17 protein-coding genes and 1 tRNA gene are annotated in these 17,281 nt (G+C 52.9%); 9 read left to right on the plus strand and 9 right to left on the minus strand.

Annotation, left to right across the window (positions count from 1 at the left end):
* Position 1 precedes the first annotated feature (1 nt).
* From HKT17_RS13075 to HKT17_RS13085, 3 genes are read left to right on the plus strand one after another with little or no spacing between them, the layout of a single operon-like run.
* Positions 2–484 carry a DUF3429 domain-containing protein gene (locus HKT17_RS13075; protein ID WP_171100626.1) on the plus strand — a complete coding sequence of 161 codons (483 nt, stop codon included), beginning with the start codon at positions 2–4 and terminating at the stop codon, positions 482–484.
* Positions 485–532: 48 nt separating this feature from the next.
* On the plus strand, positions 533–1,516 hold the full coding sequence (gene acuI / locus HKT17_RS13080) for an acrylyl-CoA reductase (NADPH) (protein ID WP_171100628.1): 984 nt from the start codon (positions 533–535) through the stop codon (positions 1,514–1,516).
* Between the two features lie 16 nt (positions 1,517–1,532).
* The gene (locus HKT17_RS13085) at positions 1,533–3,368 is read left to right on the plus strand and encodes a M61 family metallopeptidase (protein WP_171100630.1); all 1,836 of its coding nucleotides are present in this window, start codon (positions 1,533–1,535) and stop codon (positions 3,366–3,368) included.
* Here HKT17_RS13085 and trpC read toward each other — a convergent pair.
* From trpC to rpe, 6 genes are all read right to left on the minus strand, one after another.
* Positions 3,365–4,153 (minus strand): indole-3-glycerol phosphate synthase TrpC, encoded by a 789-nt coding sequence (gene trpC / locus HKT17_RS13090; RefSeq protein WP_105027301.1) that lies wholly within the window; start codon positions 4,151–4,153, stop codon positions 3,365–3,367. The two genes, HKT17_RS13085 and trpC, sit on opposite strands and share 4 nt — an antisense overlap.
* 9 nt (positions 4,154–4,162) lie before the next feature.
* Complete coding sequence (trpD, locus tag HKT17_RS13095; RefSeq protein WP_171100632.1) at positions 4,163–5,200, minus strand: anthranilate phosphoribosyltransferase; 1,038 nt, start codon at positions 5,198–5,200, stop codon at positions 4,163–4,165.
* Positions 5,201–5,245: 45 nt separating this feature from the next.
* Positions 5,246–5,830: an aminodeoxychorismate/anthranilate synthase component II gene (locus tag HKT17_RS13100; protein ID WP_171100633.1), complete on the minus strand. Its 585-nt coding sequence runs from the start codon at positions 5,828–5,830 to the stop codon at positions 5,246–5,248.
* 98 nt (positions 5,831–5,928) lie between these two features.
* Complete coding sequence (trpE, locus tag HKT17_RS13105; RefSeq protein ID WP_171101538.1) at positions 5,929–7,431, minus strand: anthranilate synthase component I; 1,503 nt, start codon at positions 7,429–7,431, stop codon at positions 5,929–5,931.
* Positions 7,431–8,111 (minus strand): phosphoglycolate phosphatase, encoded by a 681-nt coding sequence (locus HKT17_RS13110; RefSeq protein WP_171100636.1) that lies wholly within the window; start codon positions 8,109–8,111, stop codon positions 7,431–7,433. The genes trpE and HKT17_RS13110 overlap by 1 nt, the downstream gene beginning before the upstream one ends.
* A gap of 6 nt (positions 8,112–8,117) precedes the next feature.
* A complete protein-coding gene (gene rpe, locus HKT17_RS13115; RefSeq protein WP_171100638.1) occupies positions 8,118–8,798 on the minus strand; it encodes a ribulose-phosphate 3-epimerase in 681 nt (226 codons plus the stop codon).
* Between the two features lie 151 nt (positions 8,799–8,949).
* Between rpe and apaG the strand changes: the two genes are divergently transcribed.
* A complete protein-coding gene (gene apaG, locus HKT17_RS13120; RefSeq protein WP_105027306.1) occupies positions 8,950–9,333 on the plus strand; it encodes a Co2+/Mg2+ efflux facilitator ApaG/CorD in 384 nt (127 codons plus the stop codon).
* Here the strand turns inward: apaG and HKT17_RS13125 are convergent.
* The gene (locus HKT17_RS13125) at positions 9,330–9,476 is read right to left on the minus strand and encodes a hypothetical protein (protein ID WP_171100640.1); all 147 of its coding nucleotides are present in this window, start codon (positions 9,474–9,476) and stop codon (positions 9,330–9,332) included. The two genes, apaG and HKT17_RS13125, sit on opposite strands and share 4 nt — an antisense overlap.
* Here HKT17_RS13125 and mltA point away from each other — a divergent pair.
* On the plus strand, positions 9,475–10,719 hold the full coding sequence (gene mltA, locus HKT17_RS13130; RefSeq protein WP_168426808.1) for a murein transglycosylase A: 1,245 nt from the start codon (positions 9,475–9,477) through the stop codon (positions 10,717–10,719). The genes HKT17_RS13125 and mltA overlap by 2 nt on opposite strands.
* Positions 10,720–10,744: 25 nt before the next feature.
* Here mltA and HKT17_RS13135 read toward each other — a convergent pair whose 3' ends face one another.
* Positions 10,745–11,554 (minus strand): DsbC family protein, encoded by an 810-nt coding sequence (locus tag HKT17_RS13135; RefSeq protein WP_105027308.1) that lies wholly within the window; start codon positions 11,552–11,554, stop codon positions 10,745–10,747.
* Positions 11,555–11,640: 86 nt separating this feature from the next.
* On the minus strand, positions 11,641–12,876 hold the full coding sequence (locus tag HKT17_RS13140) for an FAD-dependent monooxygenase (RefSeq protein WP_171100642.1): 1,236 nt from the start codon (positions 12,874–12,876) through the stop codon (positions 11,641–11,643).
* A gap of 126 nt (positions 12,877–13,002) precedes the next feature.
* Between HKT17_RS13140 and HKT17_RS13145 the strand changes: the two genes are divergently transcribed.
* The 4 genes from HKT17_RS13145 (at position 13,003) to HKT17_RS13160 (ending at position 17,273) form a co-directional block, all read left to right on the plus strand.
* Positions 13,003–13,078, plus strand: a tRNA-Phe gene (locus HKT17_RS13145).
* Positions 13,079–13,243: 165 nt separating this feature from the next.
* Complete coding sequence (locus HKT17_RS13150; RefSeq protein WP_171100645.1) at positions 13,244–15,631, plus strand: GAF domain-containing protein; 2,388 nt, start codon at positions 13,244–13,246, stop codon at positions 15,629–15,631.
* A gap of 59 nt (positions 15,632–15,690) precedes the next feature.
* Complete coding sequence (locus HKT17_RS13155) at positions 15,691–16,821, plus strand: hypothetical protein (RefSeq protein ID WP_205882433.1); 1,131 nt, start codon at positions 15,691–15,693, stop codon at positions 16,819–16,821.
* Positions 16,818–17,273 (plus strand): hypothetical protein, encoded by a 456-nt coding sequence (locus HKT17_RS13160; RefSeq protein ID WP_171100646.1) that lies wholly within the window; start codon positions 16,818–16,820, stop codon positions 17,271–17,273. Before HKT17_RS13155 ends, HKT17_RS13160 begins: the two co-directional genes overlap by 4 nt.
* Positions 17,274–17,281 lie beyond the last annotated feature (8 nt).

A 17,281-nucleotide genomic window follows, 5' to 3' on the forward strand; every position in this document is an offset into this window, starting at 1 on the left:
AATGGCACAGGCATTGAAAACGCACTGGATGAATGTTCTTGGTTACGCAGGCTTGATTCCTTTTTTGGGTTTGGCCGTACTGACCGGGATTTACACCGGCACGGAGACTGCCGACCAACTGGCCAACTACAACCTGATTTATGCCTTGTGCATTGTTTCGTTTCTGGGTGCTGTGCATTGGGGATTGGCCATTTCGCTGAGTAGCCAGGACCAAGCCACTTATCTTGCAGGGTTGGACCAAGCGGAATTTGAAACTCGAAGTTTTATCTGGGGTGTGACGCCCTCGCTGTTGGCCTGGCTGGCAGGCGCATTTTCACCACCCCAGTTCACCCTGTGGATTCTTGTACTGATTCTGGTTTTGGTGTGGCTGGTGGACCAGCGCTTTTTAAAACCCATGAAAGCGTTTGATGCTTACCTGCGCTTGAGAAACCACCTGACTTTGGGTGCAATTCTTGGATTGCTGGTGACCGCCTGCTTTGCCTAATGGTGTAGTCTTGAATCAAGACTGATCAGAAGCAAGGATGGAAAAAGTATGTTCAAGGCTGTATTTCTTCAGAAAAACGAACAAGGCGAATTCAAGGCCAGTGTTCAAGAGCTGGACGAGAGTCAGCTGCCTGGATCTGGCGATGTGCTGGTTCAAATTTCCCACTCTACTCTCAATTACAAAGACGGCCTGGCTATTTGCAACAAGTCGCCCGTGGTGCGCCAGTGGCCCATGGTGGCGGGTATTGACGGCGCGGGTACTGTTCTGGAAAGCGCCCACTCAGGGTTCAAGCCTGGAGATGAAGTGATTCTGAATGGGTTCGGTGTGGGTGAAACGCATTGGGGCTGCTTGGCAGAAAAAGCCAAATTGAAAGGTGACTGGCTGATCAAACGCCCCGAGGGCCTGAGTGCGGCGCAGGCGATGGCAATTGGCACTGCGGGCTACACGGCTATGTTGTGTGTGCTGGGTCTGGAGAAAAGCGGCGTGAAACCGGAGAGCGGTGAAATTTTGGTGACGGGTGCGACCGGTGGTGTCGGCAGCATTGCGATTGTGCTGTTGAACAAGCTTGGATACACCGTTGTTGCCACCAGTGGAAAACCTGAGCAAACCGAGTTTTTGAAAGGCTTGGGTGCCAGCGAGGTATTGGACCGCAAGTTGTTGAGTGAACCCGGGAAACCCTTGCAACGGGAGCGCTGGGCTGGTGTAGTGGACTGTGTGGGTTCGCACACTTTGGCCAATGCTTGTGCACAAACAAAATACGGCGGCACAGTGACCGCTTGTGGGTTGGCTCAAGGCATGGATTTGCCCTCTTCAGTGGCGCCGTTCATTTTGAGAGGAGTCGCCTTGAAAGGGATTGATTCAGTGATGGCGCCGCTTGCGGTACGTGAAGATGCATGGCGCAGACTGGCCTCAGACCTCGATTTGAACAAGCTGAATGATTTGACCCGCACCCTTTCATTGGAGGGCGCGATTGAGGCTGCCGCGGAAATTATGGCGGGAACAAACACTGGCCGAGTGTTGATCAAAATTTAATCTACAGACAATTGACATGTTGCATTACCAAATCACGGTGGCAGACCCGAAAGGCCACTATTTCGATGTTCAGCTGCAATTCGAAATTGCACCGCAACAACTGCAAGGCCCTGAGGACAAGCGCTGGATTGATTTGAGCTTGCCCACCTGGATTCCGGGTAGCTACCTGATTCGGGAATTTTCCCGAAACGTGCTGTATGTGCGAGCGAGTGTGGGATCGGTTGAAACTGCTTGCAGCCGGGAAAAAAAGGACATTTGGCGTGTTCACGTGGATGCCTCGCAACTTGTGCCGGCTTCGCAATCACTGTTAATTCAGTGCGAATGGCGAGTGTACGCCTGGGATTTGTCAGTGCGCGGTGCACACCTGGATGATACTCATGGTTTTTTCAACGGGACCAGCTTGTTTTTGTGCCCAAAGGGATTTGAACAAGAAGCAGTTGAATTAACCATTTCAAGACCTGGGGAGTATTTGCGGGATTGGCTAATTGCCTGTGGTTTGCCCAGCCAGCCAGGCACATTGAAAGACCGTCATGGTTGCCCGGTGTTGCGGGCGGGAGGCTCAGTCAGGTTTAAGGCGAACGACTTTGACAGCTTGATTGATCACCCAGTGGAAATGGGTGAATTGCAGGTTGAAAGTTTCTCGGCCTTCGGCGTTGAACATGTATTCGCCGTGTATGGTGCCGATACAGACCTGGACTTGCAGCGCATTTGCAATGACATGAAACCGGTGTGCGAAGCGCAAATTGCCCTGTTCGAGCCAGAAACCAGGCAAGCGCCATTTGAACGCTATGTGTTTATGCTGCATGCGACCGACAACGGCTATGGTGGACTGGAACACAGAAACAGCACCGCCCTGCTTTTTAACGCGGGAGAGTTGCCACAACGCGGCGTTGAAAAAGCGCCCAAAGGGTACGAAGGCTTTCTGGGGCTTTGCAGTCATGAGTACTTTCATTCCTGGAACGTGAAGCGGATGAAGCCAGCCGCATTTGTTCCCTACGACTTGACCCGGGAAAACTACACTCGACTACTTTGGATTTTTGAAGGCTTCACTTCCTATTACGACGATGTGATGCTGGCACGCGCCGGCAAATTGAGTGAAGAGGCTTACCTGAAAAGCGTAGGTAGAAACATTGCGCAGGTGATGAAGGGACCTGGCCGCTTGAACCAAAGCGTGGCCGACAGTTCTTTCGATGCCTGGACCAAATACTACCGGCAGGACGAAAACGCACCCAACGCCATTGTGAGTTATTACACCAAAGGCGCGCTGGTGGCCTTGTGTATTGATTCCGCCCTTCGACAGCGAACCAGCGGACAAAAAAACCTGGACGACGTGATGCGATTGATGTGGCAAAGAAAGGGATTGAGCGGAGAGGGATTACAGGAAAACGAATTTCCAGGTTTGGTGCTTGAAGCCACCGGAGTTGACCTTGGACAGGAAATTTCGCAGTGGACACAGAGCACGGAAGAGCTGCCAGTGGGCGATGCGTTAAAGGCTTATGGTTTTACACTCAACCAAACCCAAAATGATGAGCAGATTTACCTCGGCTTACACGGCCAATTCAAAGCCGAAGGCATGTTGGTAAAACAGGTGATCAACGGCAGCCCAGCGCATGCAAGCGGAATTTCAGCAGGCGATTTACTGGTGGCTTTGGGCGAAAAAAAACTGACCGAAACGCACTACAAACGGCTGTTGGCAGCAAGCAAGCCAAGCGCTGAACTGCGGGCAGTTGCATTTCGAGCGGAGCGATTGCTGGAATTTAAGTTGGTGGCAGGCAAACCGGCGTCCAATGAATGGACGATCCAGAAACTGGAACAGATTGAGGGCGATACTGTTCCTGCTCCATGGCTTTAATAAAAAAGATCGGCCAATGCCTGACCTGGCGAGGGTGCTCTCATGAACGCCTCGCCTACCAAGAACGCATGGACGTCGTTTGATCTCATCAATGCCACATCTTCACGGGTGGCTATACCACTCTCGGTAATCAACAAATGTTCAGGGCCCACCCTGCCCTTTAGGTCGAGCGTGGTTTGCAATGAGGTTTCGAAGGTTCGCAAATTGCGGTTGTTCACGCCGATTAAAGGTGTTTTCAACTGCAAAGCGATGTCCATTTCTTGTGCGTCGTGCACTTCCACCAGCACATCCATACCCAGTTCATTGGCGCACTGCTCGAGTTCCTGCAGCTGAGGCAACTGCAAGGCGGAAACAATCAACAAGATGGCGTCAGCACCCAAACCCCGGGCTTGCACCACCTGATAGGTGTCGATGATGAAGTCTTTGCGAATGCAGGGTAAGCCGCTGGCTTCGCGGGCCATGTCAAGGTACTGGGGCGCGCCTTTGAAGTATTGAATATCGGTGAGAACTGACAGGCAGGTTGCACCATGCTCAGCGTAACTTTTCGCAATTTCAACGGGGTCGAAAGGTTCGCGCAATATGCCTTTGCTGGGGCTGGCACGTTTTACCTCTGCAATGACAGCTGGCAAACCTTTGGCCACTGCAGTTTTCATGGCATTGGCGAAACCCCGCGTTGGTGCCAGCCGCGCGGCTTTGGCCAACCATTGCACTTCAGACAACACCTGTTTGCCCTGCGCAATCTCTTGGCGCTTTGTGGCGAGAATTTGGTCAAGAATGTCGCTCATGATGCTGCCTTATTGCTCAATCGATTTGGTGAAATCGACAAATTCATTCAATTTGCGGATTGCATCGCCACTGAGCACTGTTGCGCGGGCGATGTCGATGCCCTCTTTCAGGCTGCTGGCGACTCCTGATGTATACAGGCCCGCTGCGCTGTTGAGCAACACGATGTCGCCAATGGCACCGCCCTTGCCGTTCAATGCATGGAAAATTTTGTCGCGAGACTCTTGAACAGAACCGGCATGCAAGCTGCTGTGTGATGCACGAGTAAGGCCGAAATCTTCGGGCTTGATACTGTAGTGCCTGATTTCACCATCACGCAGCTCCGCAATTTTTGAGTCGCATTCGATACACAATTCATCCATGCCGTTTTCACCATGAACAATCAGCGCTTGAACCGAACCCAATCGCCGAAGCACTTCAGCCTGCAATTCCAGTAAATTGGCGCTGTACACACCCATGACCTGTCTCTTGGCATTGGCGGGATTGGTAAGCGGACCCAGAATATTGAACACAGTGCGCACACCCAGTTCTTTGCGGACTGGACCTGCAAAACGCATGGCGCTGTGATGATTTGGGGCAAACATGAACCCGATGCCGACCTGATCGATCGACTGTGCGACCTGTTCTGGTTTCAGATTGATGTTGGCACCCAGCAATTCAAGCACATCGGCGCTGCCGGAATTCGAGGACACGCTGCGACCACCATGCTTGCCCACTTTTGCACCAGCACCAGCCAGCACAAACATACAGGCTGTTGAAATGTTGAATGTTTGTGCACCATCGCCACCGGTGCCGCACAAGTCAACAACCTCGACACCAGCGGGCAATTCAACCGGCGTTACCAGATCTCGCATCACCTGCGCAGCCGCGGCCACTTCCTCTGCTGTTTCGCCTTTGACCCGCAAACCCACCAGCAAGCCAGCGATTTGCGCTGTGCTTAGACCGCCACTCAACAATTGCTGAAATGCAGCACGTGTGAGTTCGTGCGACAAATCTTGCCCGGCAAGCAGCTGGTTCAATGTTGCGGAGTAATTAAAGGGTTGCGACATGACGTTTGAAATTAAAAAAGTTGGATTCATTAAGCGCTTGGGAAATCAGGCGGCCGTAGGCGATTTGACGCGCTTTAAAAAATTCTTCAGAAGGTCATGACCGCGATCACTCAAAATAGACTCGGGGTGAAACTGAACCCCTTCAATATCCAGTGTTTTGTGTCGCACACCCATAATTTCACCGTCCGCCGTTTCTGCCGTGATTTCGAGACAGTCGGGCAGGCTTGCCCGCTCAATGGCAAGTGAATGATAACGAATGCATGTGAGTGGATTGGGCAAACCCTCGAAAACACCTACGTTGCTATGATGAATCGGTGATGTTTTTCCGTGCATGATGGTTTTTGCACGCACAACCTTGCCACCAAAAGCCTCGCCAATGGCCTGATGCCCAAGACACACGCCCAAAAGCGGCACCACACCGGCCATGCGCTGAATAATTTCAATCGACACGCCAGCCTGCGCCGGCGAACAAGGGCCTGGGGATACGCACACGGCACGGGGTTTCAAAGCCAGCGCTTCATCGACGGTGATCGCGTCGTTCCGAACAACATGAACCTGTTGACCCAACTCGCCAAAGTACTGGACTAGGTTGAAGGTAAAACTGTCGTAGTTGTCGATCATCAACAGCATGGCGGGCCTGCATTTCAAATAAAGGGGGGATGAACAAGTGCGTGTTTGACTAAAATGTTAACACAAGCACTACCAAGCCCCCTTGCGGGTAGAAACAATCACGACAGCTCTCCATCCAGCCCAGCTTGTACAAGCTCAGCGGCACGCATGACCGCACGTGCCTTGTTTTCAGTTTCAAGCCATTCACTTTCGGCAACCGAGTCGGCGACCACGCCAGCTCCAGCCTGAACATAGAGAGTTTGATCCTTGACCACCCCAGTACGAATGGCAATTGCCACATCCATGGTGCCTGTGAAGCTGAGATAACCGCAAGCACCACCATAAACGCCTCGTTTGGTGGGCTCGAGTTCGTCGATAATTTCCATGGCGCGAACCTTGGGTGCACCGGAAAGCGTGCCAGCTGGGAACGTAGCGCGCAGTACGTTCATGGCGCCCATGCCCGGCTTCAAATCGCCCTGCACATTGCTGACGATATGCATGACATGTGAATAGCGTTCAATGATCATTTTCTCAGTGACCTGCACTGAACCCACCTGAGCAATGCGACCCACATCGTTGCGGGCCAGATCAATCAACATGACGTGCTCTGCAATTTCCTTGGGATCGGCCAACAGTTCTTCTGCCAGCGCAGCGTCTTCTTGTGGTGTTTTACCGCGAGGGCGAGTACCGGCAATCGGGCGCAGTGTAACCAAAGGAGACTTGCCTTCGACCTGATCTTGCCGCACCAAAATTTCCGGTGATGAACCCACCACCTGAAAGCTGCCAAAGTTGTAGTAGAACAAATACGGCGATGGATTCAAGGAGCGCAAGGCGCGGTACAACATCAGCGCGTCTTGCGTGAAGCGCTTGCTGAGCCTTTGGCCCAGAACCACCTGCATCACATCGCCAGCGGCAATGTATTCCTTGGCTTTGGCGACCATGTCAAAGAAATAGTCTTTGCCCATGCTGCGTTCGATGGGCGTGCTTTCGCTGTTGCCAGACGCAGGAATGGCGATGGGCTGACGAAGTTGACCCATCAGCCGCTTGACCTCAGCGACGCCATTTTCATAGGCGTTGGGCTTGGCCGGATCGACAAACACGATGAGCTGAATGGTGCCCTGAATGTTGTCCACCACCGCCATGCGATCGGTGAACATGAGCAAAATATCGGGAATTCCGAGGTCATCCGCCTTGCGACTGGCTTCCAGGCGTGGCTCCATGTAGCGCACCGTGTCATAACCGAAATACCCGGCGAGCCCGCCAAAAAAACGAGGGCTTCCCTTGACCGGCGGCACTTTGAAACGGGCATGGTATTGCTCGATGAATTGCAGCGGATCGCCGTTGAAGGTTTCGAGCGTTTCCAGTGTGCCGTTTGCATGTTGCTGTTGCACCAACACCGTATGCTCGATCACCTTGATTGTGATGCTGGAAGGCAAACCCACGAAGGAATACCGGCCCGAGCGTTCGCCACCGACCACCGATTCAAGCAAGAAGGTGTTGGGCTTGTTGGCCAGTTTGAAGTACACCGACAAAGGTGTATCGAGGTCGGCATAACAGCGCGCAATCAGTGGGATGCGGTTGTAACCTTGCGCGGCAAATTCATCGAATTCAGTTTGAGAAATCATTGTGGTACCCGTGCGCCCAGCAGGCGTTGTGCAGCTTCCTCGATTGTGTTCACGATGCCATCGCACTGTGTTTCATGAACAGATCGCCCTTCGTTGTAACCGTAGGGCAACAGCCAGCACTCAACGCCTGCAGCATTGGCAGCCAGCGCATCGTTCACGGAATCGCCGATCATCAAGGCTTGCGAAGGATCAACGCCGAGCAGCTTGCAGGCATGGGTTACAGGCATGGGGTCCGGTTTTTTTACCGGGCAGGTGTCGCCACCCACCACAACCTCGAAGTAATGGGCAATGCCGGTGCGCTCCAACAGGGGTTTTGTGAAACGCTCAGGCTTGTTGGTCACCACCGCCAGCTTGTAACCCCCATTTTTCAACAACTCCAGCCCTTCTTTCACGCCGGGATAAAACACCGAGTGATTGCCGTTGATATGGGTGTAGTGGTTTTGCCAGTTGGCCATGGCCTGTGCATACAGTTCAGGTGATGCTTTCTCAGTCATGCTGCCAGTCAGGCTTCGGTTAACCAGGTTTTCCGCGCCCTTGCCCACATACACGGCCACTGTTTCCTCAGGCAAAACAGCTTTGCCCAAGTCAACCAACATGGCGTTCACTGCGGCGGCCAGATCGGGCACGGTGTGTAAAAGTGTTCCATCCAGGTCGAACAATACTGCTTGCTTGGTCATGATTGTTTATCTCGTAGTGGCGAGCTCGGCGCGCATTTGATCGATCACGGCCTTGTAGTCGGGCTTGCCGAAAATGGCTGAGCCAGCAACAAAGGTGTCAGCACCTGCACGCGCGATTTGCGCTATGTTGTCGGGCTTTACGCCACCATCGACCTCAAGACGAATATTCTGGCCACCCTTGGCCACATGGGCATCAATACGCTTGCGCAATTCGGCCAGCTTGACCAAAGCTTGAGGGATGAAACTTTGACCGCCAAAACCGGGGTTCACTGACATCACCAAAACAAGGTCAAGCTTGTCCATGACGTGATCCACCCAAGAAATTGGGGTGGCCGGGTTCAGCACAATACCGGCCTGACAGCCAGAATCACGGATCAGGCCCAAAGTGCGGTCGAGGTGATCTGTGCCTTCGGGGTGAACACTGATGAGGTTTGCGCCAGCCTTTGCAAAGTCGGGAATAATTCGATCCACAGGGCGAACCATGAGGTGGACATCAATCATTGCGGTGGTGTGGGGGCGCAGGGCTTCGCAAACCAAAGGGCCAATCGTGAGGTTGGGTACATAATGATTGTCCATCACGTCGAAGTGAACCCAGTCCGCGCCAGCTGCAATCACATTTTTCACCTCGTCGCCCAAGCGGGCAAAGTCGGCAGAAAGGATACTGGGGGCGATAACAAACGGGTTCATGGTTAGCCTTCGATGGAGAATTCGACAATCAAAGCAAGAGTTTAAACGAAACTACCCCCACGAAAAGGCTTTGTAAGCGGCTTCGGATTTGTGAAATCGGGGGTTTGAAGTCATACTTGAAATCTACAGCAACATTCACAAGCTACACCGCATGAGCAGCCCGTCACCGTATCAGTTTGAAGTTCGAGTCAGCACCCAGTTTCTGGAAGAGCAAAGTGACAAAGACAAAGGCCCTTATGTGTTCGCCTACACCATTGAAATTGAAAATGTGGGCGAGAGAACTGCGCAACTGTTAAGCCGCCACTGGATTATCACCGATGCGCACAATATTGTTCAGGAGGTGAAAGGCGATGGGGTGGTGGGCGAGCAACCCACTCTGCGACCAGGCGAGCGATTTGAGTACACCAGTGGCTGCCCCTTGCCCACCCCGGTGGGTACAATGAAAGGCAAATACACCTTTGTGGGCGAAGGCGGCGAGCAGTTTGATGTGCCAGTGCCCGAGTTTTTGCTGTCAATGCCCCGGGTGCTGCACTAATCCTTGTCGGGGGGTGTGCTTGGTGCTGATGATTCTTCGTCGGTTTTTTCGACTGGATGATCTACCCTGGCCCTCAACGTCCACCACATAATGAACACGATCAGGCCCAAAGCCAAAACCATTTCCGCAATGAGTAACCACATGTCCAATCCACTCCGTTGTTGGTGGCCCAGCACCGTGCTGGCCGCCTTGATTCTATCTGGATGCGCTACTGCTCCGACCCCGAAAACGGCTGAATGTTCATGCCCGGCAGGAGAAAAACAGGCCCAGACCGAGAAAAAAGATGAAAAACCGGCCCTGCCTCTGTTTGTGAAGTCTGACTTTTCAAGTTTGCCAGGATGGAGCACCGCCAACCACGGGCGTTTTCTGGAGGCATTTTCAGAGCAGTGCTCAGTCAATGGCAATGCCTTGGCCAAACGCAAAGCCACCCCCACCGGTTTGCTGGAAGCTTGCCGCAAAGCCCGACAAAACCTGAGCGGGAATGCGCTGCTGCCAGCACAAATCTGGATGGAGGCGAACTTTGATGTGTGGCAGCTTCAGCAGGAAGACGGCAAGAAAGAAGGTTTGCTGACCGGTTACTTTGAACCCCTGTTAAAAGGCGCACGCCAGGCACAGGGTGCATACAATGCGCCACTTTACGGCGTGCCCGCGGATTTGATCACCGTGAAGCTAGACGAACAGTACCCGGAACTGAAAGGAAAGCGTCTGCGTGGCCGCCTGCAGGGCAATACGCTGGTTCCTTTCTTTGACAGGGCGGAATGGGAGCGCTTGGGACCAGACCGTGAAAAACCGATTGTTTGGGTAAACGACAAACTGGACGCATTTTTGTTGCAGGTGCAGGGTTCAGGCCGGGTGACCTTGCCAGACGGCAGCGTGATTCGCTTGAGTTACGCCGAGCAGAACGGCCACCCATATAAATCCATTGGGAAAGTGCTGGTGGATCGCGGAGAGTTGACCGCTGCGCAGGCTACCATTCCGGGCATCAGAAACTGGGCAAAAGCCAACCCCGGCAAGCTGGATGATTTGCTGAATGCCAATCCGAGCGTGGTGTTTTTCAAGGAAAACAAAGTACTGCGCCCACAAGAAGGCCCCGTGGGCGCCATGGGTGTTCCCTTGACTGGCCAACTCAGCCTGGCGATTGACCGTGAAAAAATACCTTATGGCAGCCCGATCTGGATTGAATCCAGCAACCCGGTGACCAACGCGCCCATCGCGCAGGGCACCTTGGCACAAGACACGGGCGGCGCCATTCGGGGCCGGGTACGTGCTGACTATTTCTGGGGAACAGGTGAAGAGGCTGGTACAGCCGCTGGCCTGACCCGCCAACCCTTGAAAATGTGGCTGATTTGGCCCAAGGGCACGCCCCTGCCTGAAAGCGGAAGCTGAAAACCCCAAGGCCTTGCATCAGTTTTTATTTGGCCCTTGACGCTGCTGCAATACGGCGATTCAGGTCAGCGGAAGGAATGGCACCGCTGACGCGTGTGCCATCCTGGAAAAATACGGTTGGCGTACCTGACACGCCCATTCCCCGACCCAAACTGACCAGATCTTCAATTGGTGGATTGCAATTGCCGTTTCCAGTGGGAGATTGGTCTTTCAGCATCCAGTCATCCCACATCTTGGACTTGTCACTGGCACACATTACTTTTTGCGCCTTGTCGACAGAATCGCGGCCCAGGACTGGATACACGTAGGTGTACACCGTGGTGTCTTGCAGTTTGGTCAAAGTTTCCTTGCGAAAACGTTTGCAATAACCGCAGTTGGGATCTTCAAACACGGCAATTTTCCGGCTGCCGGTCCCGTAAACGGTTTTCAAGGCCAAACCCAATGGAAGATCTTTCTCGAAGTTGATGGCATTGAGCTTGTCCAGCCTGGCTTCGGTCAAATTGGCCATGGATTTGCTTTCCATAAGCTCGCCCAAAATGAGATGGCTACCACTGGCATTGGTGTAAATGATTTTTTTGGTGCCATTGTGATTCACCACCACCTCAAACAAACCATCGATAAACTCGATGTCGCTGACCGATACCACCTTGACTCCGGATGCCCCCAAAGACTCATTCACAGCTGCTGTAATTCGTTCAACCTGCGACTTGCTTGCCGCCGCCTGCACAGGCTGAACTGATTGGGACAAGGCCCACGCGCCCGCTGACAAGGCAATTACAGAGAAAACAACAGCACTGCTGCGCTTGCGAAGGGACAAAGGTAGATTGAATTTCATAGGCCTGCTTGGGTAAAAATGATGAATTGTAGTTAGGACACGCTTGAAGGCAATTTGTTCATTGCGCCAGGACTTTTCAGTTGCAGCTAGCGCATGGCTTGTTGGGACAACCAACGTTTGAGCATGGGCAATTGGTTGACAAGGTGCATGCCTTTGTTGCGCACCCAGGCAGCACCTGGCAGGTCGAGACGAAACAAGGTGTGCAGGCCATCGGTAAGAAAATGCACAGGCGTGCAAGCCGCTTTGCGACGACGCTCCCAGGCGCGCCACAATTGCTCGTCAGCAAGGCCCAGGCGCTGCACGGCCAGAAGGCGCTTGCGTGAGGTGAGCAAATTGGCCAACTCGGCTGCGTCCTCAAGCCCGAGGTTCAGACCTTGACCCGCCAGGGGGTGAATGACGTGAGCGGCATCGCCCATCAATACAACTCCGTTGTCGAACCAAACCGGCGCAACACCATGCTTGAGCGGAAATGCGTACGTTTTACCCACCAGCACCAGATCACCGTAAAGTTCTTGAACCGCGCCGCCCGAGAGGGACTTCACACGATTGACCATGTCTGCCGGGCTGAGTTGTAGCAACGCCTGAGATTGCGACAAGGGCATGGACCACACCATGGACACATGTGGCCCCGGCAGCGGCAACATGGCCAAGACGGAATCGCCAGCAAACCATTGGCGTGCAGCCCCGTGATGCGGCTTCTCAATGGCGAAGGTGGTAACCACGCCTTCAGCACTGTAGTCATCAAGCGCGAAATCGAGACCAGCCTGCTTGCGGGTTTGGCTTTGCGCACCGTCTGCGGCGATCAGCAGGGGAACACGCACTGTTTTCAGGTTGGTCACCACGGCCCATCCCTCTTTTTCGCGGGAAAGGCCCTCTACCCTTGCATCAAGCCAATCAATGCCGGGCTGGTAGCGCATGGCTGAGAACAACACATCGAAGAGGCAACTTTGCTCAATAATCCAGGTGAGGTAGTCAACCCCAGTGTCACTCGCGTTAAAACGCAAATGGCCCTGCGCATCGCCGCTGGAATCGCCCCACACCTGCATCTCGGTGACGGGCTGCACTTTCTCGCTGGGAATGTTGTCCCATACTCTCAGCCGGTCAAGCACGCGTTGGCTTCGATGTGACAAGGCAAAAACCCGGGGATCGAATCGCTGATCGGAATTGGGCTGAAACTGGGGCGGACGTGCTCCAACCACCAGCACTTTGAAACCAGAACTGGCCAATACCAGAGAAGCAACCAGCCCCACCACACCGCAACCAATAATGGCCACATCGTAGCTGGACGTTTGTAGAGGCTGCACGCTTGTAAGATTGCTCATGGGTCGGGAGGACTGGCTTTATTAATTATTGAACATGCTACAGCGATTTTGCATTTGTTGTTTGCGCAACGTCAAAGTTTCGGATAAACTTGCGGGCTTCGGTAGTGAACACCACCGAAAACGCGTGGCCGAGTAGCTCAGTCGGTAGAGCAGAGGATTGAAAATCCTTGTGTCGGCAGTTCGATTCTGTCCTCGGCCACCACCCACCCCTTGTACTGCCTGGTACACCACAAAAGGGGAGCCTCCTAATGTATTTTCCAAGTGCATTTCAACGCTTTCATTAGCTGCTACACTTGTTCCACAAGAAATAAATCAAAACTGGCGCAACGCCCTGCTTCACAACGCCACACTGTGCACGAATGGATCGATGACCAAGCCCAATGAGGTGGCCGAGGCTTTAAGACTGGCCGAGCTATATCAACTTGCGATTCTTGACACTCAACCCGAGGAGGGTTTTGAGGCGGTGGTTGATTTGGGCGTATCTGCCTTCAATTGCTCAAGTTGCATTGTTTCATTTGTCGACTTAGACCGCCAATGGTTCAAGGCTCGCCGTGGCTTTAACAGCCTGCATGCAGACGAGACCCCGCGCGATATTTCAATTTGCACCCACACAATCAAGAAGGACGAACCCATGGTCATCCCGGACTGCACCCAGGATGAACGCGTGAAAGACAGTCCGCTGGTGACCGGGTCGCCCTGGATTAGGGCCTATTTGGGCGTACCCATCAAAACCCCCACAGGTGCCAGAGTAGGTTCATTCTGCCTGATCGACACAAGTCCCAGAACCTGGAGCAGTGCTGAAATCAAAATGGCGAAATCGATGGCTGCCTTGGTGGAAGTATCGCTGGCCAACCGACAACAACAGGCACAGGGCGCTTATTCACGAGAGCCAATTTTCCAGGATGGACATAGAAGCGACTTTGCAGGCCATGAACAATCCTATGCAAGCTGGAGACGACACAGCGACGAGAGTTTTATTGCATTGTCACCCAACCTGGAGGATTGGCTTTGCTTAAGCCACAGCCCGAGGGTGAGTTGGGCCTGGTTCAACGGCTTGATTGTGAGAGAGCACCGCCACGATGTTGAACTGGCCAGGGAACTTGGCAACGGCCAGGTGTTTCAATATCAAATCCAGTTGCCCAATGGCCGGCTGTTGACCCTGAAAGAACGAACCTACAAAACCCCCGAAGAGGAAGGTGAAGCGCTGACGGTGGGGTTGCTACAAAATATTGCTGTGGCTGCACAGCTGCCGCGCACCGCCGTACAAGGCCGCCCCAACCCCCTGGACACCTTGAAAACAAACACCTTGAGTTTTCTTGCGGAATCAACTCGAGGGAAACTGGTGTTGGATTTGAACTTCAAATTAGTGCAACTTGGACAAGTTGACGACAGTGAGCTTCACCGGGTGAAAGACAACCCGTCGGTTCTCGATTTTATATATGAGGAAGACAGGGAAAATTTAGTTCGGGAAATGGAAACGGTATTGGGAACGCGCCTGAAGAAAAAAGCATTCGCCAGAATCAGGCTACCTGACAGCAAACCCGTGTGGGCGCGCTTTGTGATTGACCGCCCCACCCCCGGAATTGAAACCAGCCGCAAGGCACTGGTGCTTCAGTACACCAAGATGGTGAATGAATCGACGATGGTCGACCGCAATCTGTTTGATCAAACCTTGTTGGGGATGACCGAAAAACTAGGAGGCTTGGGTACCTGGTTTTACCATGTCGACAGCGGTTTGCTGAAGGTGAGCGATCAGTTCAAAACCATCTGCAAAGCCACCGAGCTGCCTTTGGGCAGTATCTTTGAGCTGACAGAACTGTTGACCCGATTGACCGGGAAGAACATGGCATCGACCTTGATCGAGTGCATCAACAACCGCCAGGCCGCCCACATTGAATGCGAGGTGAACTTCGAAAGACTCACTGGGCAACGCTGGTTTCGCTTCAGCTTTCAACCCATTAGCAACGGCCTGGGCAGCAGCAGTGGCTTGTACGGCTCGGTTGAAGACATCACCCACACCAAGCACCTGGCGCAGGAGTTGTCCCGAAAAAGCACAGCACTCAACCAGGTACTGAATACCCTGACCGACGGCACGCTTGAACTGGACGAGGCCTTGCAGGTTGAGGCCATGGATGCGAAAGCTCGGCCTTTGATTTTGGGCAAAGAAACCTTCATTCACCAGGCAGCCATTGCCGATGTGTTGCCAGGATTGGACTTATTGGAGTTTCGAAAACGCCAATCCGAACTTCGACGGCAGGGCACGACAGGAGATTTTGAATTTTTCAACACTCGAACCAATCGTTGGTTGCGATTGAAATTTTTGCCTCGGGAAGACGGGCTGACTATTTTGCTGCGAGACATTACCCAACGCAAAGCGATGTACCGGGATTTGTTCATGGTGGGCTCTGCAATTGAGCAGATTAATGAAGTGATTATGGTGACCAATGACCTTGGCAGCAATGCCACTTCTTTTCAGTGCATTTACCTGAACTCGGCATTTGAAAACGTAACCGGACAAGCTGTGGCAAAGTGGTTGGGCCGTAACCCGTACCCCTTGATTGCGGACCGCCTGCCGCTGCGCGACTTCAGAAAACTGCTGGTCTCCCTGTTAAAGCGAGAGAAGCTGACCATCAAAACCCGTTATGAAACCGACAATGGTGCGCATGTACCCTGCGAGATATTGGTGTCGCCTTTTGTCGACAAAGAAACCGGAACGCCTTGGTCTTTGATTGTTTTCAGGCCATCGAGCACCTGATAATGGGCGCAATCAAAAAATAATATGTACTGAGCCTGCTTTTGAACCTTGCCCTCACATTGCCCAAATTGCTAAAGGCCGTGGTACTCGCCACGGGCCTTGCGCTCGCCCATGGGCAGGCCATGGCGGTGGATTATTCGCTTAGCGGATTCGGCACTGTTCAATACACACTGGGCGACAACGAGCAGAAATACCTGCGATTCATCAACGAAGACGGCACCTTCAAAGTCAACTCGATTTTGGGGGCGCAGCTGGATGTCAAGTTCAATCCCCAACTCAGTGCGACCGTTCAATATGTTGTTGCACCGAAGCTGGACAACGACGAAGACGTTGAAATTGACACCCGCTGGGCTTTCGTCACCTACAAGCCCAATGACAACTGGAGCTTTAAGGTTGGCCGCCAGCGACTGAATTTTTATCTGGATTCCGAGAATCTGGACGTTGGCCAAACCTATGTACCCGCGAATTTAAGCCCCGAAATCTACTACAACGCGGGTGTTCTTGGCACAGATGGATTTTCAGCGAGCTACCAGTTTGAAGACACTGGTGGCCGTTATTGGCGACTGCAGGCAATCGCTGGCAACAGGGATATTATTCAACGCTTATCCAACACCACCGCAGATTTTCCAACCAATCGATATGAAGTGGCCGGTTTTGTCATCGGTGTAGATGGTGACCGATACCGATTGCAACTTGCACATCATGAATCACAGCTGGATCGGGAAATACGCCAGTTCAACGGGCGACGGGTGGTTGGAGGCTCGCTCAATGCGAGACTACATTTCACCAACTTGGGTGCAGAGTACGACTGGCAACGCTACACGCTTCGTGCGGAATTAAGCCAACTCGAATTTTCATCCACCAACAAAGGCGTAATTCCTGACTTTGGACCACAAGTTATTATCGTGGACACTCCCGAGTTTGAAGAGCATGGTGGCAACCTTACACTGATTCGTAAAATTGGTGGGCAGCATGCGATTTACACCAGCTTGGGCCGGTTCATTTCCGAATTTGATGACCAGTACTCGATCGCGATTGGTGGAAAGTATGCGCTGAGTGCATCTGACTCGCTCAAAGCAGAAATTCAACATGTGGTGGAAAAAAATACTCGACCGCAGTTGTCTGACAACCGCATTCCCAACACCACGTTCAATTTCCTGAGCGTGTCTTACAACTGGGTGTGGCAATGATTGCGCGCACGACCAGTTTTGTGAAGGCCGCTGCATCAATTGCCCTGTATTTGATGTTGGGGGTGGTTGGTGCCGCCTCGGCTGAGGTGTATGTGGTGTCGTCGGCAAGCCACCCGGTGAATGAAATCGCGATTCGTGAACTGCGCAGCATTTACAAAGGCCGTTTAAGCCAGGTGAATGGGCACCGCCTGACGCCGGTGAATACAGCCCCGGGCACCACGGATCGTGATGAGTTTTTACAACGTATCATGAATTTGAATGAACTGGACTACACGGGCTACTGGCATGTACGCCGATACACGGGCCAAGGTACTCCCCCAGTTGAGGTGGACAGCAAGGAAGAGCTATTTGCCACACTGAAAGAGCAGCCTGATGGAATTGGCTATGTGTGGGTACCACCTGGCAGCAAGCCGAGGCTGCCAGATGGCTTGAAAGTGATTCGCCTGAAATAAGGCAAAAA

Source organism: Limnobacter sp. SAORIC-580 (assembly GCF_013004065.1).
In the GTDB taxonomy this organism is placed as follows: Bacteria; Pseudomonadota; Gammaproteobacteria; order Burkholderiales; family Burkholderiaceae_B; genus Limnobacter; species Limnobacter profundi.